The sequence below is a fragment of the Rhizobium sp. CECT 9324 genome (assembly GCF_918741265.1).
GTDB lineage: Bacteria > Pseudomonadota > Alphaproteobacteria > Rhizobiales > Rhizobiaceae > Allorhizobium.
On sequence record NZ_CAKKMZ010000001.1, the window covers coordinates 2,649,210 to 2,675,207 of the forward strand.

Sequence of the window (25,998 nt, forward strand, 5' to 3'; positions counted from 1 at the left end):
TCAAACAACCGCATCGGGGCCGCTTATAATGAATAGTTATGAAGCGCCGGCGGACTTGCCGGAAAGCCTGAGAATGCGGGAATTATGAGAAAACAAGCGAACGTGTCGCCCTGCAGTTATGAAGTTTCCCGGCCCAGACTATTTTCGCAATGATATCTCTGGGGGCAGCTGAAATGTCAGAGGTTCCCCATGTCGTTGCGCTCCCCGCAGATCGTAAGCCCCACAGCCGGATTGCTCGTAGTCGATGGACCGACCGTCGAGGCGCTCGTGACGCAGCAGGATGCCATCGAGCTGGCGGAAGCGGCGTTGCGAAACACATCCAACCGCGTTGCACATCAGGATATCCGACGCACTCTGGATCTGCCGGCGGCGGACGGTGCCTGCCTTTCCGTCATGTATGCCTCGTCGGGAGACCGACCGCTGTTCGGAGCCAAAGTCCTGTCGGTCAGTCCGCAGAATTTCCAACGTGGCCTGCCATCGCACCAGGGCGGCGTGCTCCTGTTCGAAAAGGAGCATGGGCGTCCGGTCGCCTTGATCAACGGACACGCAATCACCGGTCTGCGCACACCGGCTGCCAGTGCCGTCGCGACGCGAACCCTTTCCCGTCCTGATTCCGGCTGCCTGGCGATGATCGGTTATGGCGAGCAGGCCGCCCGGCATATTGAAGCAATTGCGCTCGTACGCCCCATCAGCCGGGTTCAGGTGTGGGGGCGCGATCCGCAAAAGGCTGCGCTGTTCGCCGAGGTTCAAAGCCGGAAGGGTTACCCGACAACGGTCTATCCGACCGCTCGGCAGGCCGTCGAAGGAGCCGATATCGTCTGCACCGTCACATCCGCGAAATTTCCGGTGCTGGAAGGCAAATGGATCACCGACGGAACGCATATCAATGCGGTCGGCGCCAGCATCGCCTCGCTCAAGGAACTGGACACGGACTGCGTCATTCGCTCCAGCATCTGGGTTGACTACATGCCGATGGCCATGACCTCGGCGTCGGATCTGTTCGAGCCGCTCGCCGACGGCAGGCTCGATCCGACAAGGATTATCGGAGAAATCGGCGCGACCCTGAATGGTGAGGTCCGGGGCCGTCGCGACCCGTCCGAAATCACCCTGTATCGTTCGCTGGGCGTCCCCGCCCAGGACATCGAACTTGCGAACTTCATTTACCAGAAGGCGAAAGACCTCGGTCTCGGCGTCAAGGTCTCACTGTAAGGATAGTCCCATGCTGGCCAGCCAAAGGCATCTGTTTTCCATTCCCGACGACGTCACCTATCTGGACGTGGCCTATATGTCGCCCATCCCCAAGACTGCCGTCGAGGCCGGCATTCGCGGCGTCAAGGTCAAGGCGGCGCCTTGGGATATGACCATCAATTCCTACTATGACGAGGTGGAAAGGGCCCGGGCACTCGCCGCCTCCTTCATCGGCGTGCAGCCGGACGATGTCGCGATCGTACCCGCGACCAGCTACGGCATCGCGGTTGCCGCCGCGAATGTGCCGGTCGCCGCAGGATCCGTGATCCTGATGATGGAGAACGAACATACCTCGCATCGATACGCATGGCTGGAACTGGCCAAGCAAAAAGGCGCGCGTGTCGTGACCGTGCAGCGGTTGCCGCATGAAGCATGGGCGGACAAGCTCATCGCGGCGATCCGGGATTCGGAGGCGCCGGTCTCGGTCGTCGCCGGAACGATTGTCCACTGGTTCGAGGGAACGCATGTCGACATCGAAGCGGTGGCAGAAGCAACCCGGGAGGCCGGCGCAAGCCTGGTGATGGATGGCACCCAATGGGTGGGTGCCGTGCCTTTCGATGTCACGCGCGTTCGCCCCGACTTCCTGACATTCGCGACCTACAAGTTTCTTCTCGGCCCCTACCGGCTTGCCTTTCTCTATGCCAATCAGGACTGGCAGCAGAAAGGACGCCCGCTTGAATTTCACTCCTGGAACCGGGCCGGTGGCGAACGCCCCGATTTCTACCTGCCAACAATGCTGGATTATCTGCCGGGCGCCCGCCGGTTTGACATGGGTGAGCGCTCCGACTTCGCCGTCCTGCCGATCGCCATCGATGCGATGGAACTCTTGCAGCAATGGGGCGGAGAGGCCGTGCATGAGCGGCTGCTGCACCTCAATCGCTGCATCTGGCAACAGGCGGAAAGACACGGGTTTTCCGGACCGGACGAGGCCCAGCGGGCCGGGCATATTTCCGTCGTCGAACTCGGGGAGCGATACCGCGACGATCTGGCGAGACGGCTGAGGGAAAAGAAAGCCTTTGTCACCATCCGGGGCAGCAAGATGCGGATAACGCCGCATGTCTACAATGACGAGGCCGACATTCTGAAACTGTTCGAGATCGTCGAGGCGCTCACCCGATAGGGTCGGCTGGATAAAAGCAAGTGGGCACTCAGGAACCCGTGAGTGCCCTGACGCCGCGGTCGACACCATTCATATAGTCCCTGGTGGACTGGATGAGGTGTTCGACAAAGGTATCGGCGACCGACGAGGCGATGGTACCCCATGGCCTGTAAACGCTCAGATTGATGTCGAGATGCGGCTGGAAGTCGCGTATTTCGATGGGCAGGTCCCTCGCCATCCATGCGGAAAGCCTGTCGATGACGGCAACGCCCACGCCGTTTGCAACCAGATTGGCGCAGGTGTTGGAAAGGGCGGCTTCGATCTTCAGCGAACGCGCCACGCCGCGTTCCTCGCACAAGGCGTCGAGTTGCCGCCGCATCGGGTCGCCGACCCCCAGCGAGACGAAATTCAGCCCTTCCAGATCGTCAACCTGCACGACCGAAAGCCTGCTCAACGGATGGCCCTTCGGCATGATGCACACCGGTGGCGTCGCGACCAGCGCCCGCCGGACCACGGACGGTGTCTCGTCATTGACCTCGGCCGCGACCCCGATGTCGAGCTGGTTTCGGCTTGCACGCTGAATGATCGTGGATGAGCTTCTGATGTCGACGGTCACGGCAACATCGGGATAGTCCTTGGTGAAGCCCGCGATGATCGACGGCAGCAATGTCAGGCCGAATGCCGGTAAAGCCGATATATTGAGCCGACCGCTCCGCAGCTCCTTGATCTCCCGCGCCACCCTCGAAATACCGCGCACGGTATCGTAGACCCGCCGAACCTCCGCGTGCAGCATATGCGCCTCGGGCGTTGGGATCAGGCGCTGGCGATGATTGCGGAAAAGTGGAAAGCCTGCCTTCGTCGTCAATTGAAGCAGGATTTTGCTGACGGCCGGTTGCGTGATGTTGAGCGCATCGGCCGCCTTGGTCGTCGTGCCATGCGACATGACCGCAGCGAAGACTTCGATCTCCCGCGGTGTGAATTCGCCGTCATTGGTCAGCAACTCGATCTCCCAAACAGGTATGGCACGCAGACGATCAGCCCCTCAAGAGTATGAGGGTAATCGCCTTTCCACAAACTTGAATCCGGATGTGATGACGATTGCCAGCATAAAATAGGCGAAAGCCGCGGCGAGAAGGGGTTCATAGACGCGGAAGGTTTGCGCGCGGACGAGGTTTGCCGCCCCCATGAGTTCGAAAAGCGTGATGGTCGCGGTCAATGCGGTACCCTTCAGCAGCAGGATGTTCTGCCCGCCGATGGCCGGCAACGCGAGGCGGAATGCCTGCGGCAGAAGGATCGAACGCAGAATCTGGCGTTTCGACAGCCCCAGGGACCTGCCGGCCTCGCTCTGGCCACTGGGCACCCCCTGCAAGGCACCCCGCCAGATCTCGCTGCAATAGGCAGCCGTGTTCAGCGACAACGCGAAGAAAGCGTAGCTGTAGGCGCTGCGGAACAGGGGCCAAAGGGGACTATACCGGATGCTCGGGATGCCGGACAGGATCTGCCCGACGCCGAAATAGACAAGGTAGAGTTGGACCAGAAGAGGTGTGCCCCGGAATGCGAGGACAAATCCGATGGCCGGATATCGCAACCAGCGCGATGGCGACAGCCTGGCGAGAGCCACGGGAATGGCCAGCGCATTGCCGACCAGCGCACACCCGACGAACAACAGGATCGTCGACTGCAGTCCGGTCAACAATTGGGTCGCGAGATAGGTGCCAAAATCCGTCATGCTACTTTTGCCTCCAGACGTGGTAAGATCTCACTTCGCAGACGTGCAGCAAGGCTGTCGAAACGGCCGACATCAGCAGAAACATGAATGCGATTGCCGAATAGAACAGGAAGTAGTGGCGTGTTGCGCCCGCAGCCATCTTTCCCGCAAGCACAAGTTCGGTGAACCCGATGAGACTGACGAGTGAACTTTCCTTGAGGACGACCAGCCACAAATTGCCCAATCCCGGCAGAGCCAAAGGGACCATTTGCGGCATCACCACCAGAAGAAATGTCTGGCGGCGTGTCAGACCGACCGCGAAGGCTGCCTCCGATTGTCCGGCCGAGACCGCAACGATCGCGCCGCGCAGAACTTCGGTGCTGTAGCCGCCCTGGACGATACCAAGAGAGATCGCCGCCGCAACGAAGCCATTCAGCTGGAAATCGGCGAGCAGGCCGGTCATGCCGAGAAGCGATCTCAGGGCATCGGTTGCCGAATAGTAGACCAGGAAGATGATGAGAATGTCCGGGATCGAGCGAATGATCGTGGTGTATCCGGCGGCAGCGCCCCTGGCGATAGGACTATTCGACACCTTGGCGATTGCGCCGACCAGCCCAATACAGAGACCGATGAGATAGGCACTGATGGAGATGCCGAGGCTCAGGCACGCGCCACGAACCAGTTCATCGCCCCAGCCCTGGTCGCCAAAACTGAGGAGAGTTAGCCAAGAGACCGTCGAGTCCATGCTGCATGTGTTCCAATTCGACAAGGATGGTGCCGGCGGCCAGGAGACCAGCCGGCACCGACTTTGAATTCAAGACTCAATCACCGTAAATGTCGAAGTCGAAGTAGCGCTTGGTGATCGTGTCGTATTCGCCGCTTGCGCGAACCGCCTTGATCGCCACGTTGAGACGATCCCGAAGAGCAACGTCTTCCTTGCGGACGCCGCCGCCGTCACCGTAGCCGAACATCTTTTCATGCGGCATCTCGACCTTGATCTCGTAGCCCTGCCCTTCCGGCTTCTTCAGGAAATCGGAGATCTGGATGGCCGAGGCCGCCATGAGATCGACACGTCCTGCCTGCAGGTCGGCGATCTCGTCGTCCAGTGTAGGATAGAGCTTGAGATCGGCCACGCCGCCGAACTTTTCCTGCATATAGGTTGCCTGCAGGCTGGCGCTCTGCGCGGCGACAGCGACACCTTTGAACGTGTCAGGCTTGGTCACGTCGAATGCTCTCGTATCGGCCTTGGCACCGACGAGCACATTCGCCGAGTAGTAGTATTTGTCGGTGAAATCGATCACTTCCTTGCGCTTGTCGGTGATCGACATCGAGCTCCAGATGACGTCGAATTTCTTTTCGAGCAAGGCCGGAATGATCCCATCCCAGGCAATATCGACGATCTCGCACTTTGCTTTCATTTCAGCGCAAACGGCATCCATGAGATCGATTTCCCAACCCTGCCATTTGCCGCTCGCATCCTTGACGGAGAAGGGCGCGTAAGGCTCTGCGGCGACGCCGAAGCGCAACACTTCATCTGCCGCCATCGACGCGCTGGCGGCTCCCAGCGGCGCGACAAGAATAGACAATGCAATCAATATTTTTTTCATTTTCATTCCCCTTTTGGTTTGTATGGTCGTCTTGGGTTCTCGTCTCAGCGCGCCTCCACCGTGCGAAGCGCTTCGCATATCGAAAACAGGTGCGCGTCGGTATCGGGTCGTGTCGAGATTTGAATGGATGCCGGCAACCTGCCCTGCGTCTTCAGGGGCATGGCGAGCGTCGGAAGTCTGAGAAAATTCGCCCACCGGCGGAAGGTGCCGCCCGCGATGCCATAGGGCACCAGATCGGAGCCGACCGCTGTCTTCTCGTCGGACAGGCGTGGCGCCAGTCCGGGTGCCACGGGGGCAGCGAGAAGATCCACCGCCGACATCACGTGCTGAAAAGCCGTGCAAGCCTCGGCGCGAAACGCGAGTGCCTCTTGGTAGGTCGCCGCATCGATGGCAACGCCGGCGGCCAGGAAGCTGCGCACCTGGCTGCCGACGGCGTCCGGCTCTCTGTCGATGAGATCTGCATACTGCGCGGCGAACTCGTATTGCAGGATCGTCAAGCCCGCGTCCTTGACGCGTCCGGCGAGCGGGAATTCCAGATACTGAATTGTGGCACCCGCCTCTTCCAAAGCGCGGAGCCATAAGGCATGGGCATCCGCCACGGCTGGATCGATCGCTGCGGCATGGAGATCAGGACAAAGGCCGATCCGAAGGCCTCCAAGGTCGACCGTCTCCCGTTGCGGGACATCGCGGCCTTCACTGGCGAAATGGACCAGGCGTGCATCTTCGATACTGTTCGCGATCGGCCCGATTGTATCCAGGCTTGGTGCGGTAGGACGGACCCCTGCGCGATCGGCACAGCCATTCGTCGGCTTGAACCCGAAAAGGCCGGTGGCAGCGGCCGTCGACCGGTTCGATCCGCCGGTGTCCGTGCCAAGGGCTGCGACGCAATACCCTGCAGCCACGGCCGCTGCCGAACCGCTGCTTGTTCCACCGGTGCCGCGGGAAGGATCAAGCGGATTGGTGACTTTGCCGAACCACGGGTTTTCATGACCCCCGGCCGTCAACTCATGCAGATTTGTCTTGCCGATGATCACGGCGCCGGCGGCACGGAGGTTTTTAATGCAGGCAGCATCGTCAACCGCGACATGATCCCGGAAAAGACACGAGCCGGCCGTGGTCGGCCAACCTTTGACCTCGATGACATCCTTAACGGCAATCGGGATGCCATGGAGTGGTCCGCGGCTCCGACCGGAGCGAAGCTCCCCTTCCAACTGCCGTGCATCGTCGAGTGCCTCTTCGCGGCCGATGAAGATCATCGCCTTGCAAGCGTCGTTGCCGCGCTCGATCCGGGCGAAACAGCCCTCAACGAAAGCCACCGGAGACAGACCGTCGGCAAAATCTCTCTGTATCTGAGCGATCGACCGAGGAGTATCATCTGTCATTACTTTGAGCCCGCCTGTTGGTCACTGCGACCGTCACATGCAAGCTAGCAGGAAGCTCCATCCGGCCCTAATTCCCAGGAGCGCGCGGTTAATTACCAATTGTTATTAACCCAGTGCCAAGCGCATGTGATTCTCTCGACAGTCGAGTTGGTCATCTCGCTCGAGCAAGAGACGGTGCAAGGTAGGTCGGGGCAACCCACCACCCTGCCCGCTTATTCTGCTCTCGTCACTTTCGAGACGCTGGGATATCTCCCTATCCGTGCCTGCGGCGGAGCCTTGTTCTGCAAACCGCGCTTTGTGATGGACACGGGGCGCTTACCGTCGCGCGGTGGCGGCGGCAACTGCATCGGGTTATCGCGCTATATGAACTCGCCAGCAGCGCGACGGTTCAGGGATTTTCAAGCGACTTGGGATATGGATCCCCCCACCAATGGTGTTCGCCACTCGTCACGCGTCTTCCGCTACTGTGCTCAATTCTCGTCGTGCAGCTTGAGGAAATCTGAGACAGTTGCCAGGCAAAGGTCCTTCTCCTCGACATGCGGCATGTGACTGGACTGCTCGAACACAACCCAGCGGCATCCCGGCACGCGCTCGACATAGGGGCGCACCACTTCGGGTGTTGCCTCGTCGTGACGACCGGAGATCAGCAAGGTGGGCGCTTCGATCTGTGGCAACCGGTCCTCGATCGTCCAGTCCTTCATCGTGCCGATGACGTGGAACTCGGTCGGACCGTTCATGTTGCGGTAGACGGTATTGTCTTCGTCCATGATGGCGAAGGTGCGCGCCACTTCCGGTGGCCAGGGTGAGACGCGGCAGACATGACGATCGTAGAAGACACGCGAGGCGGCGATATAGTCTGGATCGGTGAGTGTTCCAGCGTCCTCGTGCCTGAGAAGCGTCACTTGCACCTCGGCCGGCAGGTCACGGCGCAAGCGGTTGGCCTCCGAGACCCAGGTGTGCATGTTGGCCGGCGAATTGGCGATCACAAGCGCCTTCAGCCCCTTCGGTCGCAATACCGCATGTTCGGCACCGAGCATGCCGCCCCAGGACTGGCCGAGAAAGGCGTAACGCTCCGCGATGCCGAGATGAGCCAAAAGCGCATCCAGCTCTTCGAGAAACAGGTCGACCGTCCAGAAGTCCGGGCCTTTTTCCGGCAAACGCGTTGAGTTGCCATTGCCGAGCTGATCGTAGTGGATGACCGGCCGGCCATCGAGCGCGGCGATATCCTTGAAGCTGTCGACATAGTCATGGGTACAGCCGGGCCCGCCATGGGCGACGACGAGTGGCAGCAGCGGCGAATCCAATAATCCGGTGATCCGGTACCAGGTCTGATAGCCGCGAAACGGCAGGTAGGATTCCTGAACTTCGACCGGTGCCACGTCTTCATCTCCATGCGGTTGTTCCGATGGAGAAAGCATAGCCTCCTGATCTAGGTCGCGGCAGCTATCACAAGTAATAGGATGGAGGCTCTTCCAGCAGCCGGTAGTGGGTGGCGCGCACCACGGCCTGTGTCCGGTTCTTTGCCCCGAGCTTCTTGGCAGCGGCATTGAGATGCATGACCACGGTTGGAACCGAGCGGCCGATGACGCGGGAAATTTCCTTGGCCGACAGGCCTTCCGCCGAATGTCGCAGGCACTCGCGCTCGCGAGCCGTCAGGTGTGCGCGCGCTCCGGTCTTCGCCGTCTCGTCGAAGGCTGCAAAGGCGGCCTCGTGGAAGAGATGGGCCAAGAGGCCGAAATCCGCCATATGGCGGTCCGCATCGCTCTGGAATCCGCGGCCCGCGCCGAAGCGCACCCCCGTTACGGTCGCGCAATCGCCGCGCGGCAAATGCACCGGCACGGTCACGCCGCAGGACATGTTGCGCTCATGCAGATAGCGTGACACCGGCGCGCTGCGCTCGTCGAGGAAGCGGTTGATCTGCGTCCCGGCGCTGTGGTCGTAGTTCCAGAAGAAGGGTGTCGTGGTGCGCATCGCCAGCAGCTGCACCGGGTCGATGCGGAAATATTCGCGGTCGAACCAGTATTCGCGCATGTCCTCGGAAATGTTGCGCAGCTTCAGGAGCGAGGGCAGCATCAGCGCGCCGTCGAGATCGTAGGGAACCGGCGTGTAGTCGTAGATCAGGGCATCGAAACCGAAACCCTTGATGACCTCGAACGCGGTGTCGATCCTCCCGTCCAGTGTCTCACCCGCGGTGAGCCGCGATCGGATCGAACCAATATCGTCAAACATGCGCAAACCCTAATGTCGAACCGGGATCTGTAGTGCAGCGGAGTTCTCATCCTATCACTTCTTATAGCTGGTGCGGAACCGATAAAACGCTAAAAATTAGCCTTGCTGAAAAGATGAGCAGTGTTTGCGGCATGCAGGAGACGCACGATGTGGCGCGAGATGGAACCGGATGAGCGGATCGAAATCGATGTGACGGGCCACAAGGTCGTCGCCTACAGTTTCGGCTCGGGTCCGGACACGGTGTTCTGTCTCAATGGTGGACCTGGCCTGCCCTGCGACTATCTGCGTGAAGCCCATTCCTGCCTCGTCGACCAGGGTTATAGGGTCGTGGCCTTCGACCAGCTCGGCACCGGCGCCTCCGACCGCCCGACCGACACGGCGCTGTGGACCATCGGCCGCTATGTCGAGGAAACCGAGACCGTGCGCAAGGCGCTGGGGCTCGGCAAGGTGCATATGCTGGGTCATTCCTGGGGCGGCTGGCTCGCCATCGATTATGCGCTCACCTATCCGGAAAACCTCAAGACACTGATCCTCGAGGACACAGTTGCCGACATGCCGCATCTGATCCTTGAACTCGAGCGGCTGCGGGCAGCACTCGGTTCTGAGACCGTGGCGATGATGCAGAAACACGAGGCGCGCGGCAGCATCGATCACCCGGAATATCTGGCGGCGATTACCCTTCTCAACTATCGGCATGTCTGCCGGCTTTCGGATTGGCCGGCACCGGTCAAACGATCCCTCGACGACTGGAACATGGCGCCTTACGGCACGATGCAGGGCCCGAACGAATTCCTCTATATCGGCAACCTGAAAGACTGGAACCGTGTGCCGGATCTTCCGAAAATCACCGTCCCGGTGCTGATCACCTGCGGCGAGCACGACGAGTTGACCCCGGCCTGCGCGCTGCGCATGAAACTGAACCTCCCCGACGCACAACTGAGCGTCATCGACAATGCCAGCCACATGCCGTTCTATGAAAATCCGGATGGCTATTATCCGGTGCTTCTCGATTTCCTCGCGCGTCACAGGACGGCGGCATGATCGGCAGCGCGCGACGTTCGCTTCAAGGCCGACAGGCCGGAAAGGTGCAGGCCCATGCACCGCTATAGGTTCGTGCTGTTCCGCCCGCTGCAGTTTCTGCCGGTGCTGTTCGGCATCAGCGTCATCACCTTCATCCTGGTCCGGCTGATCCCGGGCGATCCCGCCCGCGTTCTCCTCGGCGCCCGTTCGACCCCGACGGCAATCGCCCGCATCCGCGCCCAATACGGTCTCGACGAGCCGATCTGGCTGCAATATTTCTATTTCATCCAAAACCTCGGCAAGGGCGAGATGGGCAAGTCGATCCTCTACAAGATCGACGTGCTGAAGCTGATTGTCACCCGCATCGAGCCGACGTTGGTGCTGGTGCTGACCAGCGTCCTACTGTCGATCCTGATTGCCGTTCCGATGGCAGCTCTGGCGGCACGCAACAGCGGTCGCCTGCCGGACCACGCCGTGCGCATCGTCTCGACGCTCGGTATCGGCTTTCCGCCCTTCTGGTTGGCGCTGATGCTGATCATCCTGTTTTCCGTCAAACTCGGCGTCCTGCCGGTCTCAGGCTATGGGACTGGCTTTCTCGACAAGGCAGCGCATCTGGTCCTGCCGAGCCTGACAATTGCGCTGTCGCTATCGGCGGTTTTGACGCGCAGCCTGCGAGCGGCGATGATCGTCGAGCTGCAATCGGACCTGGCGACCGCGGCCCGCGCCCGTGGCATGCCGGAAAGCATCGTGTTCTGGCGGCACGTGCTGCCCAATTCGCTGGTGCCGACAATCAATCTGCTGGCCGTCAACATCGGTTGGCTCATCGGCGGCACGGTCGTGGTCGAAACCGTGTTTGCCATTCCGGGTATGGGACAGCTTCTGGTGCGCGCCATCTTCTCGCGCGACTACATGGTCGTCCAGGGCGTCGCCATGGTCTTTGCCTGCGCCACCGTGCTGGTCAACTTCCTGGCAGATATCGTCACCGTGACCCTTGACCCGAGGGTGCGCCTATGACCGCCGCCGCCATTCGCATGACCGTTCCGTGGAGCCAATTTCTCGGCCGCAACCTGACGCTGGCGACGGGCGCAGCTATCCTGGGTCTGTTTCTGCTGGTCGCGCTCGCCGCCCCCCTGATCGCGCCATACGATCCGATCTATCAGGATGCGGCCGTTCGGCTCGCTGTGCCTTCTCTGGCTCACCCCTTCGGCACCGACAATTTCGGCCGCGACATCTTCTCGCGTGTTCTCTGGGGTACGCGCATCGACCTGCAGATCGCCGTCATCGGCGTCGCCTTCCCGTTCCTGATCGGCACCTTCATCGGCACGATCGCCGGCTTCTTCGGCGGCATCGTCGATACGATCTTCATGCGGCTGGTCGATATCATCCTCGCCTTTCCCTTCCTCGTGCTGATGCTGTCGATCATCGCCATTCTCGGGCCGGGCCTGTCGAGCTTCTATATCGCCATGGCGCTGGTGGGCTGGGTCTCCTACGCCCGGCTGATCCGCGCACAGATGCTGGTACTGAAGAACAGCGATTATGCGGTGGCCGCCGTCAGCCTCGGTTTCAGCCGCAGTCGCATCATGTTCCGCCACCTGTTGCCGAACGCGATTGCCGGATCGATCGTATTCTCCATGTCGGATGCGGTTCTGGTGCTGCTCAGTGGCGCCGCCATCAGCTATCTCGGCCTCGGTGTTCAGCCGCCGGTCGCCGAATGGGGTGTCATGGTTGCGGAAGGCCAGAGCTTCATCACCACGGCCTGGTGGATCACGCTTTTTCCGGGCCTTTCCATCGTCGTGCTGGCCTTCGGCTTCAGCCTTCTCGGCGACGGGCTGGGGGAATGGCTGGGAGTGCGAGAATGAGCGAGCCGGTCCTCTCCATCCGCGATCTGACCGTACACGCCCTGCTCGACGGCGAGACGCGCACGCTCATTGATGCCGTGTCCTTCGATCTCGGCCGCGGCGAAATACTCGGCCTTGTCGGCGAAAGCGGCTCCGGCAAGAGCATGATCTGCCGGGCGCTGGTGCAACTCCTGCCGTCCAAGGCGATCACCATCACCGGTGGGTCGGTGATGCTCGGCGCCCGCGACCTGACGACACTGGACGAAGAATCCATGCGCGCCGTGCGCGGTGCCAAGATCGGCATGGTGTTCCAGAACCCGACCAGCCATCTCGACCCGGTGATGCGCATCGGCGACCAGATTGCGGAAGGCATTCGCTATCACCAGGGCAAGTCGCGCCGCGATGCGAAAGCCATGGCCATCGACATCCTCGCCCAGGTCGGCTTTCCCGATCCCGAGCGGCAATACGACAATTATCCGCATGAATTCTCCGGCGGCATGCGCCAGCGGGCGATGATTGCCGTCGCACTGTCCTGCAATCCGGAAATCCTGATCGCCGACGAGCCGACGACGGCGCTCGACGTCACAATCCAGGCGCAGATCCTCAAGCTGCTGATGGACCTTCGCGACGCGCGCGGCCTGTCGATCATCCTGATCACCCATGATCTCGGCATCGTCGCCCAGACCTGCGACCGGATTGCCGTGCTGCGTCACGGCCAGTTGCTGGAACTCGGCGACAAGCGGCAAGTGCTGTCGAACCCGCGGCATGCCTATACCGTCAGCCTGCTCGAGAGCCACCCGTCCATGCCGGAGGAAGATGGTCCAGCAAGCATCCAGAGTGCATCGGCTCCGGCGGCAAAGCCGTTGCTCGAAATCGATGATCTCGTGGTTCGCTTCCCGACTCCCGGTTTCAGCCTGTTGAAGAGCGGCAAGTCCCATGTAGCCGCCGTCAATGGCGTCAGCCTGCGCGTGATGCCCGGCGAAACAGTCGGCATCGTCGGTGAAAGTGGGTCCGGCAAGAGCACGCTGGCGCGCGCCATCCTGGGCCTGACACCGCTGTCCTCGGGCCATATCAGCTTCGAGGGTCTGGACCTCGCCCAGCAGCGCCGCCAGGCATTGGCCAAGATCCGGACACAGGCGGCCATGGTGTTTCAGGATCCCTACAACGCGCTGAACCCGCGCATGAGCATCGGCGCGATGCTGGCCGAGGTTTTGGCGGTGCAAAACAAGGTGCCGGCCAACCGGATACCCGCCCGCGTCCACGAACTGCTCGATCTGGTCGGACTGGATCGGGAATTTGCCACACGCCGCCCGCAATCGATGAGCGGAGGCCAGTGCCAGCGCGCCGGCATCGCGCGGGCACTGGCCGTCGATCCGAAACTGATCATCGCCGACGAATGCGTGGCGGCACTGGATGTGACGATCCAGGCACAGATCATCGACCTGTTTCGCGATCTGAAGAGCGCCATGAACCTGACGCTCCTGTTCATTGCTCACGACCTCGCCATCGTCCGCAACCTCTGCGACCGGGTTGTGGTGATGTATCGCGGCCAGATCGTCGAGGAGGGCCGCTGCGAGGACGTCTTTGCCCGGCCGCAGCACGCCTATACCGCGGCTTTGATCGCCGCCATTCCCGATATCGACCCCGACAAACCGCTGTTGGGCGGCCTGCCGGCGGAGACCATACCGCATCTCCTGACTGCCTGATAACAACAAAGGGAACGAACGACATGACAAGCAAATGGAAGACCATCAGCGTGGCCACCGTGCTCGCGATGCTGACGCTGGGCTCGACGCTGGCGCAAGCGGCCGGCGTGCTGACCATCGGCCGCCGCGAGGACTCGACAACATTCGACCCGATCAAGTCTGCGCAGAACGTCGACAACTGGGTGTTCTCCAACGTCTTCGACGTGCTGGTGCGCGTCGACAAGTCCGGCACCAAACTGGAGCCCGGCCTTGCCGAAAGCTGGACCATTTCCGATGACGGCCTGACCTACACGTTCAAGATGCGCGACGCCAAGTTCTCCGACGGATCGCCGATCACGGCCGGCGACGCCGCCTTCAGCCTGCTTCGCATCCGCGACAATGAAGGCTCACTCTGGAGCGACAGCTACAAGGTGGTCGACACGGCAGAGGCCGCCGACGACAAGACGCTGGTCGTCAAGCTGAAGACGCCGTCGGCGCCGTTCCTTTCGACGCTCGCCCTGCCCAACGTCTCCGTCCTTTCCAAGAAGGGGCTGGAAGAAGCCGGCGAGGAAGCATTTGCCGAAAAGCCGATTGCCTCATCCGGCGCCTTCACGGTCAAGGAATGGCGCCGCGGCGACCGCGTCATCCTCGAGAAGAACCCGAATTTCTGGCAGGCGGACCGGGTGAAGCTCGACGGTGTCGAGTGGATCTCGGTGCCTGATGACAATACCCGCATGCTCAATGTGCAGGCCGGCGAACTGGACACCGCGATCTTCGTGCCTTTCTCGCGCGTCGAGGAACTGAAGAAAGATGCGAACCTTCAAGTGCATGTCGATACCTCGACCCGCGAGGACCATCTGCTGATCAACCATGAACATGGTGCGCTGGCCAAGAAGGAAGTGCGCCAGGCGCTGGACATGGCGATCGACAAGAAGGCGATCGTCGATACCGTGACCTTCGGTCTCGGCACGGTCGCCAATTCCTACATTCCGAAGGGCTCGCTGTATCACTATGACGCCAATTATCAGTATCCCTATGAGCCGGAAAAGGCCAAGGCCATGCTGGCGGAAGCCGGCGCATCCGATCTGTCGCTGAACTACATCGTCAACGCCGGCAACGAGGTCGACGAGCAGATCGCCGTTCTCCTGCAGCAGCAACTGGCCAAGGCCGGCGTCACCGTCAACCTGCAGAAGGTCGATCCGAGCCAGAGCTGGGACATGCTGGTGGCCGGAGACTACGACATCTCGGTGATGTACTGGACCAATGACATTCTCGATGCTGACCAGAAGACCACTTTCGTGCTCGGCCACGACACCAATATGAACTACATGACCCGCTACAACAGCGACAAGGTCAAGGACATGGTCGCCGCGGCCCGCCTTGAACTGGATCCGGCCAAGCGCGAGGCGCTGTATATCGATATCCAGAAGACCGCCAAGGACGACGTGCACTGGATCGACCTCTACTACAGCCCGTACATCAACGTTTCGCGCAAGAATATCGAGAACTTCTACCAGAATCCGCTCGGTCGCTTCTTCCTCGAAGACACCGTCAAGAACTGAGCTGCCAGCAGCCTGCTTGAGCACACCATTCGCTGTCTTGGCAGCGAATGGTGAATGACTGCATCATCTACGCCGGCATCGCAAACATGACGGGTGCACGGTTCAGCTGTCCAGGCCGATTACCTTTTCCAGCGCTTCCCAGGTCGTGTCCATCGCATAGGGACCAAGGAACGGCAGGCCGATATGGCCGTAGATCGGCGAGAGCTGCCATTCGGCGGTCTCTTCGTCAATGCCGGCGACCTGCTGCAGGAAGATCACCGAGGCCAGACCGGTGCGGTCAGCGCCGGAGGCGCAATGCACCAGGACCGGCTGCTGCGCGGTCTTCAGGATGCCGAGCAGTCGCTGCACATCCTCGGCCTTCAGTTCCTTGAGGGCCGACATCGGGAAATTGACCAGCGCCGTATCCCGCGACGCTGTCGCCGCGGCCTCCGCATCGTACCAGGGCGTGCCGACATGCTCACCACGCAGGTTGATGACCGTCTTGATCTTGTACTGGTCGATATACTGGCCAAGCGCATTGCCCGACAGTTGTGCCGACCGGTAGTATTGCCCCGGTAGGATTTCGTGGAAATTGCCGCGCAGCAAGGTGACCCCGATATAGACGCCGTAGGCGAGGCAAACCGCAGCGAGTAAGATGCCGAAACGCTTGAGCGTTTTCAGCGCGACGCGACCAATGTCAGCGCCGCGCGTATTGGAGATCGGTGTTTCAACCCCGGCCGTATTCGACATTCTTCAAAGACCCCAACCACAAGACCAGACGCCTATGACCGCGCACCAAGGCTTTCCTGTGGCGCCGCGCGGTGCGGATCAAGGCCTGTGAACCGACAGGCCAAAATGAGTGTGTGGCCTAGAGAAGACCGAGTTCCGACAATTCACGCTTCAGCTCATCCGGCATCGCCTCGAGATTGGCACCGGAAGCGCCGAGGTCGCGCGGAGCGGCATCGGGCTCGAGATAGCGCCATCCCTGAAACGGCCGGCGTGGCACGGGCGAGGTCTCGATTACCTCAGGGCCGAGGATCAGTTCGCAACGGCTGATCCCGTCACCGCCGGTAAAGGTCTTGATGTTGAGCAAAACCTGGCGCGCGGCCACCTGCCCCTTGATGATCCAGTAGAGCGAACCGCCATCGAGCAATTCCTCAGCACGCTTCGGCACCATGCGGGTGACGTGGCTGCTTTGCGGCTGAAGGCCGGCCGCGACCGATACCAGCGCGCGCTCGGCAACCCATTCCCGCAGGTCGTCGATGGCTTCGCAGCCGACACAGAGCTTGATCAGATGAAGGGTCATGCCTCGGAGATAGCCGGTTCCACGCCGCCGTCAAGAGGCACTGGTGCCGCAGGCCCTTCCCTCCCCAACCGATCGATCACGTGGATCGCTGCCGGCAATGGCAGCGCGTCAACATTCGACGACGTTGACGGCCAGACCTCCGAGCGAGGTTTCCTTGTATTTCTCGTTCATGTCATTGCCGGTCTGGCGCATGGTCTCGATACAGGCGTCAAGCGGCACGAAATGTTCGCCGTCGCCTTTCATCGCCAGCGACGCAGCCGTCACCGCCTTGACGGCACCGAGGGCATTGCGCTCGATGCACGGCACCTGCACGAGGCCGGCAATCGGGTCGCAGGTCATGCCGAGATGATGTTCCAGCGCGATCTCCGCGGCATTCTCGATCTGCTCCGGCGAGCCGCCCATCACGGCCGCCAGACCTGCGGCCGCCATGGCCGAGGCCGAGCCGACTTCGCCCTGACAGCCGACTTCCGCGCCCGAGATCGAGGCATTGTGCTTGATGATGCCGCCGATGGCAGCCGCCGTCAGCAGATAGTCGCGCACCCCTTCCTGGTCCGCTTCCGGATGGAAATGCAGGTAGTAGCGCACCGTGGCCGGAACAACGCCGGCCGCACCATTGGTCGGCGAAGTGACGACGCGGCCGCCGGCGGCATTTTCCTCGTTGACCGCCATTGCATAGACGGAGAGCCAGTCATTGGCGAGAAGCGGATTCTGCCGGTTGCTGCGCCATTCCTCCTGCAGCTTGTCATGGATCGACCGGGCGCGGCGGCGCACATTCAGTCCGCCCGGCAGCCTGCCGTCCTGTTTCAGTCCGCGGTCGATGCAGCCGCTCATCGCATCCCAGATCCGGTCGAGCCCGGCATCGAGCGTGGCGCGGTCCATCACCGCCTCTTCATTCGCCCGCTTCATCTGGGCAATGCTCAGACCGGAACTAGCCGCCATGGCCAGCATCTCCTTGGCCGAGGCGAAGGGATAAGGCACCTTCTGCGTCGAGGCTGCCTTCTTGTTCTTCTGCATCGCGAGCAACTCCGTCTCGGTGACGACAAAACCGCCGCCGATGGAGAAGTAGACCTGGGTCAGCAGCACGCGGCCGTCACGATCGAGGGCCGTCAGCCGCATGGCATTGGCATGACCAGGCAGCGGTGTCTTCTTGTCGTAGACGAGATCGTCCTTCGGCTTGAAATGATAACCCGGATGGCCGGGCGGCGTGACGCGTCCGGTGCGTTCGACCTCAGCGATGATCTCGTCCATCCGGTCCGGATCGACCTTGTCGGGCGCCTCGCCCATCAGGCCGATGATCACGGCATTGCCGGTGCCATGGCCGATGCCGGTATAGGCGAGCGACCCGTGCAGGCTGGCTTTCAGCGCAGTCACATGCGCACCCGCAGGCCGCGGCCACTCGTCGGACAGGATCAGATCGAGAAACCGGTTGGCCGCCGTCATCGGTCCCATCGTATGGGAACTCGAAGGACCGACCCCGATCTTGAACACGTCGAAAACCGAAAGAAACATGGATCCGTCCTTCTGCACTGCAATTATCAGAGGCTAAAGGATCGCGTAGCACGAATGCGGGCGAGGATCGACATCGGCTTTCACCGCCGCGACATCGAAAGGAATGATTATGTCGCTACAAACGCAAACAGCGCGACCCGAAGACCGCGCTGTTGGCAATTAATTGCGTGTAGGCGTTACATACTGCTGAAAAGATAAGCCAGGCAAAGAACGCCGGCAAACCCCATCAAAGCCCGAATAGTAACGCTCCAGCACGACTTCTGGACACTGCCTTCCATGGAAACTCCGAATGAGAACGCATTGTTGACAAAAGCTGTCCCCCGACCGCCTTGTGGAGAACGATCTATTAAAATTTCCGGCTCTTCGCAACCGCAAAAAAGGCGAAACGAAGACTGATTCCGGGATGCAGGTATGCATTCAATGCATGGATACATGTAATTTCAATGGCTTGTAGCCATATGCGCTTGAGCCACCACCGAGACAGCCTGCCTCATTTTGGCCCAAAATCATTGGGGAGAGTTAATTTCCGTAGCGAGGTCGGCACTCCAAAGCTAACAATGGGCGGGGAATCTTACGGTGGACTCACGGAATGACAACGATCGACTACTGCGCCATGGCACTCTTCGTCTTTCTCTGGGTGACCTATGCCTGGATTACCGGACAAAAGCGCATCCTGAAGCGGACGAGCCTGACAAAAGCCATGGCAGAGCGCCGGCGTGAATGGATCCTCAATTCGCTGTCGCGCGATCTGAAGATGATCGACACGCAGATCATGGGGGGCTTGCAGAACGGAACGGCATTTTTCGCGTCGACCACGATCTTTGCCATCGGCGGCTGTTTTGCCCTGCTCGGCGCGACCGAGCAGGTCGACGCCATCATCAAGGACATTCCCTATCTCGTCCAGGGTGGCCGCGCGGCCTTCGAAATGAAGGTCAGTGGCCTGATCGCGCTGTTTGCCTACTCCTTCTTCAAGTTCGGCTGGTCCTACCGCCTGTTCAACTATTGCACCATCCTGTTCGGCGCCATTCCGATGATGAGCGAAGCCGAAAAGAACCCGGAAAAGGCACGCGAGGCGGCCGAAATCACGATCCGCATGAACATTATCGCCGCAAGCCATTTCAACGCCGGCCTGCGCGCCATTTTTTATTCGATCGGCTATCTCGGCTGGTTCGTCAGCCCGTATATCTTCATGCTGTCGACGGTCCTTGTCTTCTTCGTGCTCCTGCGCCGGCAATTCTTTTCCGAAGCACGGCTGGCACTGTTGAGCGACAAGGACCGGTAAGTGGCCGGGGGACACGATCGATGCCGACCTGCAGCCATGAAAAGGCCGCGTTTGACGGCTTTGCCACGAGCACGGCGCGGATAAGATGTCGGCGCAGGCAATCAGACCGGAAGGACACAGCGTGGCGGAAATGAACAGCGCCGGAGCAGCGCCGGTGACACACCGGCTCTTGTGGCTCGATGCCCTGCGCGGCATTGCCCTGATCGCCATGGCAACCTACCACTTTTCCTGGGATCTCGAATTCTTTGGCTATCTGGCGCCCGGAACATCGACGGAAGGCTTCCTCCGGCTCTATGCCAGGATCATCGCCTCCAGCTTTCTCTTTCTCGCCGGCTTCAGCCTTGTGCTTGCCCATTATCCGCAACTGAAGCTTCAGGCCTTTCTCAAGCGTCTGGCCGTCATTGTTGCCGCAGCTCTGGCGATCTCGGCGGCAACATGGTGGTTCGTCCCCGACGGCTGGATTTTCTTCGGCATCCTGCATTCCATCGCAACGGCCAGTCTCATCGGCCTGCTGTTTCTGCGACTGCCGCCGCTGGTCACGCTGGTGGCAGCAGGTGGCGCCATCGCCCTGCCGAACCTATGGCGGTCGGAGATCTTCGACACACCCTGGTTTTGGTTTACCGGCCTGTCGCAGACCGTTCCACGCTCGAATGACTTCGTCCCGCTGCTTCCCTGGCTGGGTGCCTTGCTATGCGGCATAGCGCTAGCCCGCATCCTGCGTGATCGCGGCGCGTTTGCAGCACTCGCCAAGCTCCCGGCGGGACCCGGCTGGCTGCGTTGGGGCGGTCGCCACAGCTTGATCGTCTACCTGTTGCATCAGCCGCTGCTGTTTGCCCTGGTCTATCTGGTGTCCCAGGTGGTGCCCCCGGCAAAACCGGACCCGGCACTCACCTATATCCGCAGTTGCGAGAGCGGCTGCCTGGCCGAAGGCAGCAACCTTCAGCTCTGCCAGCGCTTCTGCAGCTGCACGCTCGACCAGTTGCAGCAGCAATCACTGCTCGAACCGCTCCAGTCTGGCGCAATCTTGCCCAGTCAGGATGACCGCATCCTGAAGCTTGCAAGTGAGTGTACGACCACAAGCCAATGACTTTAGCTGAAACGGAAGCTGGCCATGAATGCCTATCGGCTGCAGCCCTTGCGTTATCCCTGGCCACCCATGCTGTTTGGGATTGCCATCATCGTTGCGCTGCTTGCGCATAAATTCATCGCCACTCTGCCGCTCGGTGGCGACAGGTGGCGATGGATTGCCGGGCTCCTTCTCGCTGCCTTTGCTGTCGCGCTTGATGTCTGGGCCGTGAAGACCTTGATGGACTGCCACACGCCAGTCCTGCCGACCCGATGCGCCCAGCGGCTTGTCACCACCGGGCCGTTCAGGCTCAGCCGCAATCCGATATATCTCGGCTATACGTTGTTGACGATTTCCCTAGGCCTGATCAGCGGCAACGGCTGGTTCCTGATCGCCGCTGGCGTTGCGGCATTTGCCACAAGTCTGGTGGCCATACGCTGTGAGGAAATGCACCTGCTCGCCCGCTTCGGCATCGATTTCGAACGGTATTGCCGCCACACCCGGCGCTGGGTCTGAGGCGGAGGCAAGCGAAGGTCAGCTGCCGACGCCGATTTCGACCAGGCGGGTCAGGCAGGCTTCCTCGGCATTGTTGAGTTCCGTCAGGGTCTCGTCGATATCGCGCCGCTTCTGGCGCAATTCTTCGCGTTTCTCGTCGATGCGCTTCATCATCAGCTTCAACTGACCGATCTCGCCCGGCGGTTCCTTGTAGACATGCACGATCTCGCGGATCTCGGCGATGGTGAAGCCGATGCGGCGGCCGCGCAGGATCTCCTGCAGCAGTCGACGATCTGCCGAGCGGTAGAGACGGGTTCTGCCGCGCCGCTCGGGATGAAGCAGGCCCTCATCCTCGTAGAAGCGTAGAGTGCGCGTCGACACGCCGAATTCCCGTGTCAGCTCGGTGATGCTATAAAATTTCTTCACATGCGTTCCTGCTCAATCAAGAACCGACAGCATATTTACATTTACGTAAAAGTCAATTTTTAGCTGCCGATCCCAATCCCGAACCACCATGTGGCAAGGCCGAGGAAACTGAAAAATCCGATGGTATCGGTGATCGCCGTGACAAACACCGCGGACGAGACCGCCGGATCGGCGCCGCTCCTTACCAGCAGTATGGGGATGGTGATCCCGGCCATGGCGGCTGCGAACATGTTGATCAGCATGGCCGTGGTGATCAGTCCGCCGATGTAGATGTTCTGGAACCAGATCGCCGCAACCGTGCCGACCAGACAGCCGAACAGGACGCCGTTGATCAGCCCAACCCCCGCTTCACGACGCACGACGCGCCAGGCATTGTGGATGTCAAGATTGCGGGTTGCCAGCGCCCGGACGGTCACGGTCATGGTCTGCGAACCGGCATTGCCGCCCATGCCGGCAACGATCGGCATCAGGATCGCCAAAGCCACCACCTGCTCGATCGTTGCCTCGAACAGCGAGATGACCGAGGCCGAGACGAAGGCGGTGAACAGGTTGACCGCCAGCCACGGCACGCGTGAGCGCGACGTTTCGGCGACACTGTCAGACAGTTCTTCGTCGCCGACGCCGCCGAGGCGCATCAGGTCTTCCTCGGCCTCTTCCTGGATGACATCGACCACGTCGTCGATGGTCAGGACGCCGACCAGACGGCCACTCTCGTCGACGACGGCGGCCGAGAGAAGGTCATACTGCTCGAAAAGCTGTGCGGCCTCTTCCTGGTCCATTTCGGCCGGAATCGGATGATTGGTCTCGCGCATGATGGTTTCGATCTTCACCTGGCGTTTGGTGCGCAGGATACGGTCGAGATCGATGACGCCGAGCAGTTTGAAGGTCGGGTCGATGACGAAGATCTGGGTGAAGCTGTCCGGTAACCCCTCTTCGTCGCGCATGTAGTCGATCGTCTGACCGACCGTCCAGAACGGCGGCACGGCGACGAACTCGGTCTGCATACGGCGACCGGCCGAGCTTTCCGGATATTCAAGTGCCCGGCGCAGGCGAACGCGCTCGGTGAATGGCAGCTGCGCCAGGATCTCGTCGCGGTCTTCCTTGTCGAGGTCTTCGAGAATGTAGACCGCGTCATCGGAATCGAGATCGCCGATGGCAGCCGCAATCTGGGCATTCGGCAGATGGCCGACGATCTGCAGGCGGATCGCCTCGTCGACCTCGGTCAGCGCCGTCATGTCGAAATCGTCGCCAAGCAGGCGGACAAGCGCGATGCGCTGATCCGGCTGGATAGCCTCGATCAGGTCGCCGAGTTCCGATTCGTGCAGGCGGGCGACATGCTGGCGCAGGAAGAGCAGGTCGCGGTCGGCGATAGCTGCGCCGACCATGGCCAGAAAGTCCAGCCGGATCGAGCCATCGTCGCCGTAGATGTCCTCATGCACCTCTTCCGGCGTCGGGCGGGTGCGGAGGTCTTCCTCGTTGTCCGTCATACAAGCACCCTCGCATCATTCTGTCGTGCCGCGCCCGGCCGCCGCAGAATGGCGGCTAAAAACGTATTGTCAACAACTGCATAGCGATTTGATCTCGCCCGGATGTGCAAATGCGAAGGCTCCCTGCTAACCTATCGGCGCGGCCCGGTCGAGTCCCGTTCCGGCAGACCGCGAGGTCGCTTGCGTCCGCCACATCAACGGGTCTCGACCGGCCCGCAACACGAGACCGACAACCACCGTGACAGTGCTTTCGATCCGCCGCTACCCCGATCCCGCCCTGAAAACCCACTGCCTGCCGGTGACCGTATTCGACGCCGGCCTCAAGGCCCTGGCCGATGGCCTGCATGCCGCGATGACGGCAGCACCGGGCGTCGGCATCACCGCTGCCCATTGCGGCATCTTGCAGCGGGTCGTCGTGCTCGACCTGGCCGAACTTGGCGGCCGACGCGACTATGTCAATCCAGAGCTTGTGTCTGTGTCGGACGAGACCATGGAACACACCGAGGGCAGTGTCTCGATGCCGGGAATGACCGACACGGTGGTGCGGCCGCGCCGCATCGACATCCGCTACTGCACCCTCGACGGCGTGGAGACACATGAAACGCTCGACGGTTTTGCTGCGATCTGCATGCAGCATGAAATCGACCAGCTCGAAGGCATCTTCTGGATCCATCGACTGTCACGCCTGAAACGCGAGCGGCTGTTGAAGAAGTGGGACAAGCATGCGCGCTGAATTGCATTCCGCCGCCTGTGCCGGAGAACAAAGCCGCCCCCCATGCGTTTGCTCTTCAACTGGCAAGCGAAGGAGCAGATCCATGGCCAAGGACCGCAGCACGACCGAATTTTCCCGCGAAGACGATTACCGCGACTATGAACAGCGCGATATCGACAATGGCTGGCCCTATGCCGACGGCGCGGGCACGGCGGCAGAGCCGGTCGGCAACCATGGCTACGGCGAGACCGGCGCCAATTTCGACCGTGATCGCAACAAGGGATTTGGGGTGAGCACGGTCGAGGCGAACGGTGCCCAGCGGGCGCCCACGACGCCGGAAGTTCCGAGCGAGGACTTTGGCGGCGACGACGACCAGCTCGAATCGGACATCGATGCAGCGCTCGCCGATCTCGATGAGACGACGCTGGCAGGCATCGACATCCAGGTCGATGGCCATCTGGTGACGTTGCGCGGCGCTGTTGATACCGCCGAGGAGCGCCGAATGATCGAATTGAAGGTGCTCGCGATCGACGGCGTCAACGCGGTGCACAATCACATCACGACGCTGGGCATCGACAGCCACATTCCAAGCGACACCGATTAACGATCGAAACAATAATGTCGTCAGCTAGAATGTTGATCCTGCAGTAGAAAACAAAAAACCCGGCCAAATGGCCGGGCTTTTTTTGGTGCGGTCGAGAAGACTCGAACTTCCACGTCTTGCGACACAGCGACCTCAACGCTGCGCGTCTACCAATTCCGCCACGACCGCATCGTGGTAGGCGCCGAATTGCTCCGGCGGGGCTGCATGTAGCAAAAGCATCCGGGGTCCACAAGCCCGCCATGACAGATTTTTGAAAATTCGGTACAACCGGTGGATAAGCCTGTGAACAGCCGCGAGCGACAAGCGTCCAACTCCCCTTGAACTCCCGGGAGTTTCTTGCCAAGTAAAGGGAAAACAAGGGTTTTCACCCGAAGGCAAATTTCATGCAACGCACCGATCTCGATCTTTCCATGCAGGCGGCCGATGGCTGTCCCGCCGTTCGCTGGCGGATTACCGAAGGGCTCGTACCGTATGAAGAAGCCGTCGCCGAAATGGAGCGCCAGGTGGCGGCAATCGCCGACGGCACGGCCGATGAACTCGTCTGGCTGGTCGAACATCCGCCGCTTTATACCGCCGGCACCAGCGCCGATTCTGCCGACCTGATCCAGCCCGACCGCTTTCCGGTTTTTGCCACTGGTCGTGGCGGCGAATATACCTATCACGGCCCCGGCCAGCGGGTGGCCTATGTCATGCTCGACCTGAAGCGCAGGCGCCAGGATGTGCGCGCCTATGTGGCGGCCCTCGAAGACGTGGTGATCCGCACGCTCGACAGCATGAATGTGCGCGGCGAACGGCGCGAAGACCGGGTCGGCGTCTGGGTGCGAAGGCCAGAAAAGCCGCTTTTGCCGGACGGCACGATGGCCGAGGACAAGATCGCGGCGCTGGGTATCCGCTTGCGCCGCTGGGTCAGTTTTCACGGCCTGTCGATCAATGTCGATCCCGACCTCGACCATTTTTCCGGCATCGTGCCCTGCGGAATCAGGACCTATGGCGTGACCAGCCTGGTCGACCTAGGGCTTCCGGTGATGATGACCGATGTCGACATGCGCCTGCGCGATGCCTTCCAGGAGGTCTTCGGCGAGACGGTCAACGAAAGCCAGGCGTAATGCGTCAAGCCCGCCCGATTGCCGGCCCATCGAGGTCGGACACCGCCTGCTTGCCGTCCTGCCGATCCTCGTAGCGTTCGATCTGCTGGCTGATCTGGCGGATAAGCCGACCGCATTCCTGATGGGCATCATTCAGCCGGCGCAGTTGCACCTGCAACGCCTCAATCGGCAGGTCATCGGTTTCTTCGAGCGGCCCGTAACCATGGCCGGTTATCAGCCACATCGGTGAGACACCGAGAATGCCGGCAAGATCAATCAGGCGCGACGGCCGCGGCTCGCAGCGGTCAGCCTCCCAGTTGAGCAGGCTGTCCGCTTTGACCCCGAGACGGTTGGCGAGATCGGGCAGCGTAACGCCAGCCGCATCGCGCGCGGCCGACAGGCGCCCGCCCAGCGTGTCATCGCTCGAATCGATCATCCGTGAAACGCTGCGTGTCGGCATGCCTTATCCTCCTTTTGCAAAGAGCCAAGCCCGGAAGCGTCCGGTTGTCAGCCAGTCTTTTGCATCCTCCAGACGAATATAGGATAGCTCACATGCGGCCGCCACCCCGGCAACGCCATGCACATGCGGGAATTCGCCACAGCACCGCACAATGCCTGTTCGCAACGGGTCATGAGATCGACGGTATCCTTGAACTGCCCTGCAGCCTG

At 61.0% G+C, this 25,998-nt stretch carries 26 protein-coding genes, 1 tRNA gene and 1 pseudogene; 14 read left to right on the top strand and 14 right to left on the bottom strand.

The window, feature by feature from the left end; translation table 11 throughout:
• Positions 1 to 189: 189 nt before the first annotated feature.
• Both LQ231_RS12995 and LQ231_RS13000 read left to right on the top strand, forming a co-directional pair.
• Positions 190 to 1,209: an ornithine cyclodeaminase family protein gene (locus tag LQ231_RS12995; RefSeq protein ID WP_230171631.1), complete on the top strand. Its 1,020-nt coding sequence runs from the start codon at positions 190 to 192 to the stop codon at positions 1,207 to 1,209.
• A gap of 10 nt (positions 1,210 to 1,219) precedes the next feature.
• The gene (locus tag LQ231_RS13000; RefSeq protein ID WP_230171632.1) at positions 1,220 to 2,368 is read left to right on the top strand and encodes an aminotransferase class V-fold PLP-dependent enzyme; all 1,149 of its coding nucleotides are present in this window, start codon (positions 1,220 to 1,222) and stop codon (positions 2,366 to 2,368) included.
• Positions 2,369 to 2,396: 28 nt separating this feature from the next.
• On the opposite strand, the gene LQ231_RS13005 is transcribed toward LQ231_RS13000, so the two are convergent.
• From LQ231_RS13005 to LQ231_RS13025, 5 genes are all read right to left on the bottom strand, one after another.
• Positions 2,397 to 3,347, bottom strand: a complete 951-nt coding sequence (locus LQ231_RS13005) for a LysR substrate-binding domain-containing protein (protein WP_230171633.1) — start codon at positions 3,345 to 3,347, stop codon at positions 2,397 to 2,399.
• Positions 3,348 to 3,389: 42 nt separating this feature from the next.
• Entirely contained in the window at positions 3,390 to 4,076 is a 687-nt protein-coding gene (locus LQ231_RS13010; protein WP_113141438.1) for an ABC transporter permease subunit, read from the bottom strand.
• Position 4,077: 1 nt separating this feature from the next.
• Complete coding sequence (locus LQ231_RS13015; RefSeq protein ID WP_230171634.1) at positions 4,078 to 4,800, bottom strand: ABC transporter permease subunit; 723 nt, start codon at positions 4,798 to 4,800, stop codon at positions 4,078 to 4,080.
• Between the two features lie 76 nt (positions 4,801 to 4,876).
• Positions 4,877 to 5,662 (bottom strand): transporter substrate-binding domain-containing protein, encoded by a 786-nt coding sequence (locus LQ231_RS13020; RefSeq protein WP_113141440.1) that lies wholly within the window; start codon positions 5,660 to 5,662, stop codon positions 4,877 to 4,879.
• Between the two features lie 44 nt (positions 5,663 to 5,706).
• A complete protein-coding gene (locus LQ231_RS13025; RefSeq protein ID WP_230171635.1) occupies positions 5,707 to 7,044 on the bottom strand; it encodes an amidase in 1,338 nt (445 codons plus the stop codon).
• Between the two features lie 326 nt (positions 7,045 to 7,370).
• Between LQ231_RS13025 and LQ231_RS13030 the strand changes: the two are divergent.
• Positions 7,371 to 7,466 (top strand): annotated as a pseudogene (locus tag LQ231_RS13030) (AraC family transcriptional regulator); the annotation flags it as partial.
• Between the two features lie 48 nt (positions 7,467 to 7,514).
• Here the strand turns inward: LQ231_RS13030 and LQ231_RS13035 are convergent.
• Both LQ231_RS13035 and LQ231_RS13040 read right to left on the bottom strand, forming a co-directional pair.
• On the bottom strand, positions 7,515 to 8,423 hold the full coding sequence (locus LQ231_RS13035; protein ID WP_230171636.1) for a proline iminopeptidase-family hydrolase: 909 nt from the start codon (positions 8,421 to 8,423) through the stop codon (positions 7,515 to 7,517).
• Positions 8,424 to 8,490: 67 nt separating this feature from the next.
• Positions 8,491 to 9,273, bottom strand: a complete 783-nt coding sequence (locus tag LQ231_RS13040) for a LuxR family transcriptional regulator (RefSeq protein ID WP_230171637.1) — start codon at positions 9,271 to 9,273, stop codon at positions 8,491 to 8,493.
• 147 nt (positions 9,274 to 9,420) lie between these two features.
• Here LQ231_RS13040 and LQ231_RS13045 point away from each other — a divergent pair, with 147 nt between their 5' ends.
• The 5 genes from LQ231_RS13045 to LQ231_RS13065 are packed head-to-tail and all read left to right on the top strand — an operon-like array spanning position 9,421 to position 15,378.
• Positions 9,421 to 10,314 carry a proline iminopeptidase-family hydrolase gene (locus LQ231_RS13045; RefSeq protein WP_230171638.1) on the top strand — a complete coding sequence of 298 codons (894 nt, stop codon included), beginning with the start codon at positions 9,421 to 9,423 and terminating at the stop codon, positions 10,312 to 10,314.
• A gap of 54 nt (positions 10,315 to 10,368) precedes the next feature.
• Positions 10,369 to 11,307 carry an ABC transporter permease gene (locus LQ231_RS13050; RefSeq protein ID WP_230171639.1) on the top strand — a complete coding sequence of 313 codons (939 nt, stop codon included), beginning with the start codon at positions 10,369 to 10,371 and terminating at the stop codon, positions 11,305 to 11,307.
• Between the two features lie 17 nt (positions 11,308 to 11,324).
• Positions 11,325 to 12,152, top strand: coding sequence for an ABC transporter permease (locus LQ231_RS13055; RefSeq protein WP_230173340.1), 828 nt, complete (start codon positions 11,325 to 11,327; stop codon positions 12,150 to 12,152).
• Complete coding sequence (locus LQ231_RS13060; protein ID WP_230171640.1) at positions 12,149 to 13,837, top strand: ABC transporter ATP-binding protein; 1,689 nt, start codon at positions 12,149 to 12,151, stop codon at positions 13,835 to 13,837. The genes LQ231_RS13055 and LQ231_RS13060 overlap by 4 nt, the downstream gene beginning before the upstream one ends.
• Before the next feature lie 23 nt (positions 13,838 to 13,860).
• Complete coding sequence (locus LQ231_RS13065; protein WP_230171641.1) at positions 13,861 to 15,378, top strand: ABC transporter substrate-binding protein; 1,518 nt, start codon at positions 13,861 to 13,863, stop codon at positions 15,376 to 15,378.
• 102 nt (positions 15,379 to 15,480) lie between these two features.
• On the opposite strand, the gene LQ231_RS13070 is transcribed toward LQ231_RS13065, so the two are convergent.
• From LQ231_RS13070 to LQ231_RS13080, 3 genes are all read right to left on the bottom strand, one after another.
• A complete protein-coding gene (locus tag LQ231_RS13070) occupies positions 15,481 to 16,107 on the bottom strand; it encodes a tyrosine-protein phosphatase (protein WP_230171642.1) in 627 nt (208 codons plus the stop codon).
• Between the two features lie 118 nt (positions 16,108 to 16,225).
• Positions 16,226 to 16,663: a DUF1489 family protein gene (locus LQ231_RS13075; RefSeq protein WP_230171643.1), complete on the bottom strand. Its 438-nt coding sequence runs from the start codon at positions 16,661 to 16,663 to the stop codon at positions 16,226 to 16,228.
• A 108-nt stretch (positions 16,664 to 16,771) separates the two neighbouring features.
• Complete coding sequence (locus LQ231_RS13080) at positions 16,772 to 18,172, bottom strand: L-serine ammonia-lyase (protein ID WP_230171644.1); 1,401 nt, start codon at positions 18,170 to 18,172, stop codon at positions 16,772 to 16,774.
• 589 nt (positions 18,173 to 18,761) lie between these two features.
• Here LQ231_RS13080 and LQ231_RS13085 point away from each other — a divergent pair.
• The 3 genes from LQ231_RS13085 to LQ231_RS13095 all read left to right on the top strand — a co-directional run bounded on the left by LQ231_RS13085 (position 18,762) and on the right by LQ231_RS13095 (position 21,036).
• Positions 18,762 to 19,454: a DUF599 family protein gene (locus LQ231_RS13085; protein ID WP_113141451.1), complete on the top strand. Its 693-nt coding sequence runs from the start codon at positions 18,762 to 18,764 to the stop codon at positions 19,452 to 19,454.
• A 130-nt stretch (positions 19,455 to 19,584) separates the two neighbouring features.
• Positions 19,585 to 20,541 carry a heparan-alpha-glucosaminide N-acetyltransferase gene (locus tag LQ231_RS13090; protein ID WP_230173341.1) on the top strand — a complete coding sequence of 319 codons (957 nt, stop codon included), beginning with the start codon at positions 19,585 to 19,587 and terminating at the stop codon, positions 20,539 to 20,541.
• Between the two features lie 24 nt (positions 20,542 to 20,565).
• Positions 20,566 to 21,036, top strand: coding sequence for an isoprenylcysteine carboxylmethyltransferase family protein (locus tag LQ231_RS13095; protein ID WP_113141453.1), 471 nt, complete (start codon positions 20,566 to 20,568; stop codon positions 21,034 to 21,036).
• Positions 21,037 to 21,054: 18 nt separating this feature from the next.
• On the opposite strand, the gene LQ231_RS13100 is transcribed toward LQ231_RS13095, so the two are convergent.
• On the bottom strand, positions 21,055 to 21,441 hold the full coding sequence (locus LQ231_RS13100; RefSeq protein ID WP_113141454.1) for a MerR family DNA-binding transcriptional regulator: 387 nt from the start codon (positions 21,439 to 21,441) through the stop codon (positions 21,055 to 21,057).
• Between the two features lie 59 nt (positions 21,442 to 21,500).
• Positions 21,501 to 22,928 carry a magnesium transporter gene (gene mgtE / locus LQ231_RS13105; RefSeq protein ID WP_230171645.1) on the bottom strand — a complete coding sequence of 476 codons (1,428 nt, stop codon included), beginning with the start codon at positions 22,926 to 22,928 and terminating at the stop codon, positions 21,501 to 21,503.
• 238 nt (positions 22,929 to 23,166) lie between these two features.
• On the opposite strand from mgtE, the gene LQ231_RS13110 reads away from it, so the two are divergent.
• Both LQ231_RS13110 and LQ231_RS13115 read left to right on the top strand, forming a co-directional pair.
• Positions 23,167 to 23,661 carry a peptide deformylase gene (locus tag LQ231_RS13110; protein WP_230171646.1) on the top strand — a complete coding sequence of 165 codons (495 nt, stop codon included), beginning with the start codon at positions 23,167 to 23,169 and terminating at the stop codon, positions 23,659 to 23,661.
• An 82-nt stretch (positions 23,662 to 23,743) separates the two neighbouring features.
• The gene (locus tag LQ231_RS13115) at positions 23,744 to 24,244 is read left to right on the top strand and encodes a BON domain-containing protein (protein WP_230171647.1); all 501 of its coding nucleotides are present in this window, start codon (positions 23,744 to 23,746) and stop codon (positions 24,242 to 24,244) included.
• An 83-nt stretch (positions 24,245 to 24,327) separates the two neighbouring features.
• On the opposite strand, the gene LQ231_RS13120 is transcribed toward LQ231_RS13115, so the two are convergent.
• Positions 24,328 to 24,412: transfer RNA gene (locus LQ231_RS13120), tRNA-Leu, on the bottom strand.
• Between the two features lie 215 nt (positions 24,413 to 24,627).
• Here LQ231_RS13120 and lipB point away from each other — a divergent pair.
• A complete protein-coding gene (gene lipB / locus LQ231_RS13125; RefSeq protein ID WP_230171648.1) occupies positions 24,628 to 25,350 on the top strand; it encodes a lipoyl(octanoyl) transferase LipB in 723 nt (240 codons plus the stop codon).
• Between the two features lie 4 nt (positions 25,351 to 25,354).
• On the opposite strand, the gene LQ231_RS13130 is transcribed toward lipB, so the two are convergent.
• Positions 25,355 to 25,789 (bottom strand): helix-turn-helix transcriptional regulator, encoded by a 435-nt coding sequence (locus LQ231_RS13130; RefSeq protein ID WP_230171649.1) that lies wholly within the window; start codon positions 25,787 to 25,789, stop codon positions 25,355 to 25,357.
• Between the last annotated feature and the right edge of the window lie 209 nt (positions 25,790 to 25,998).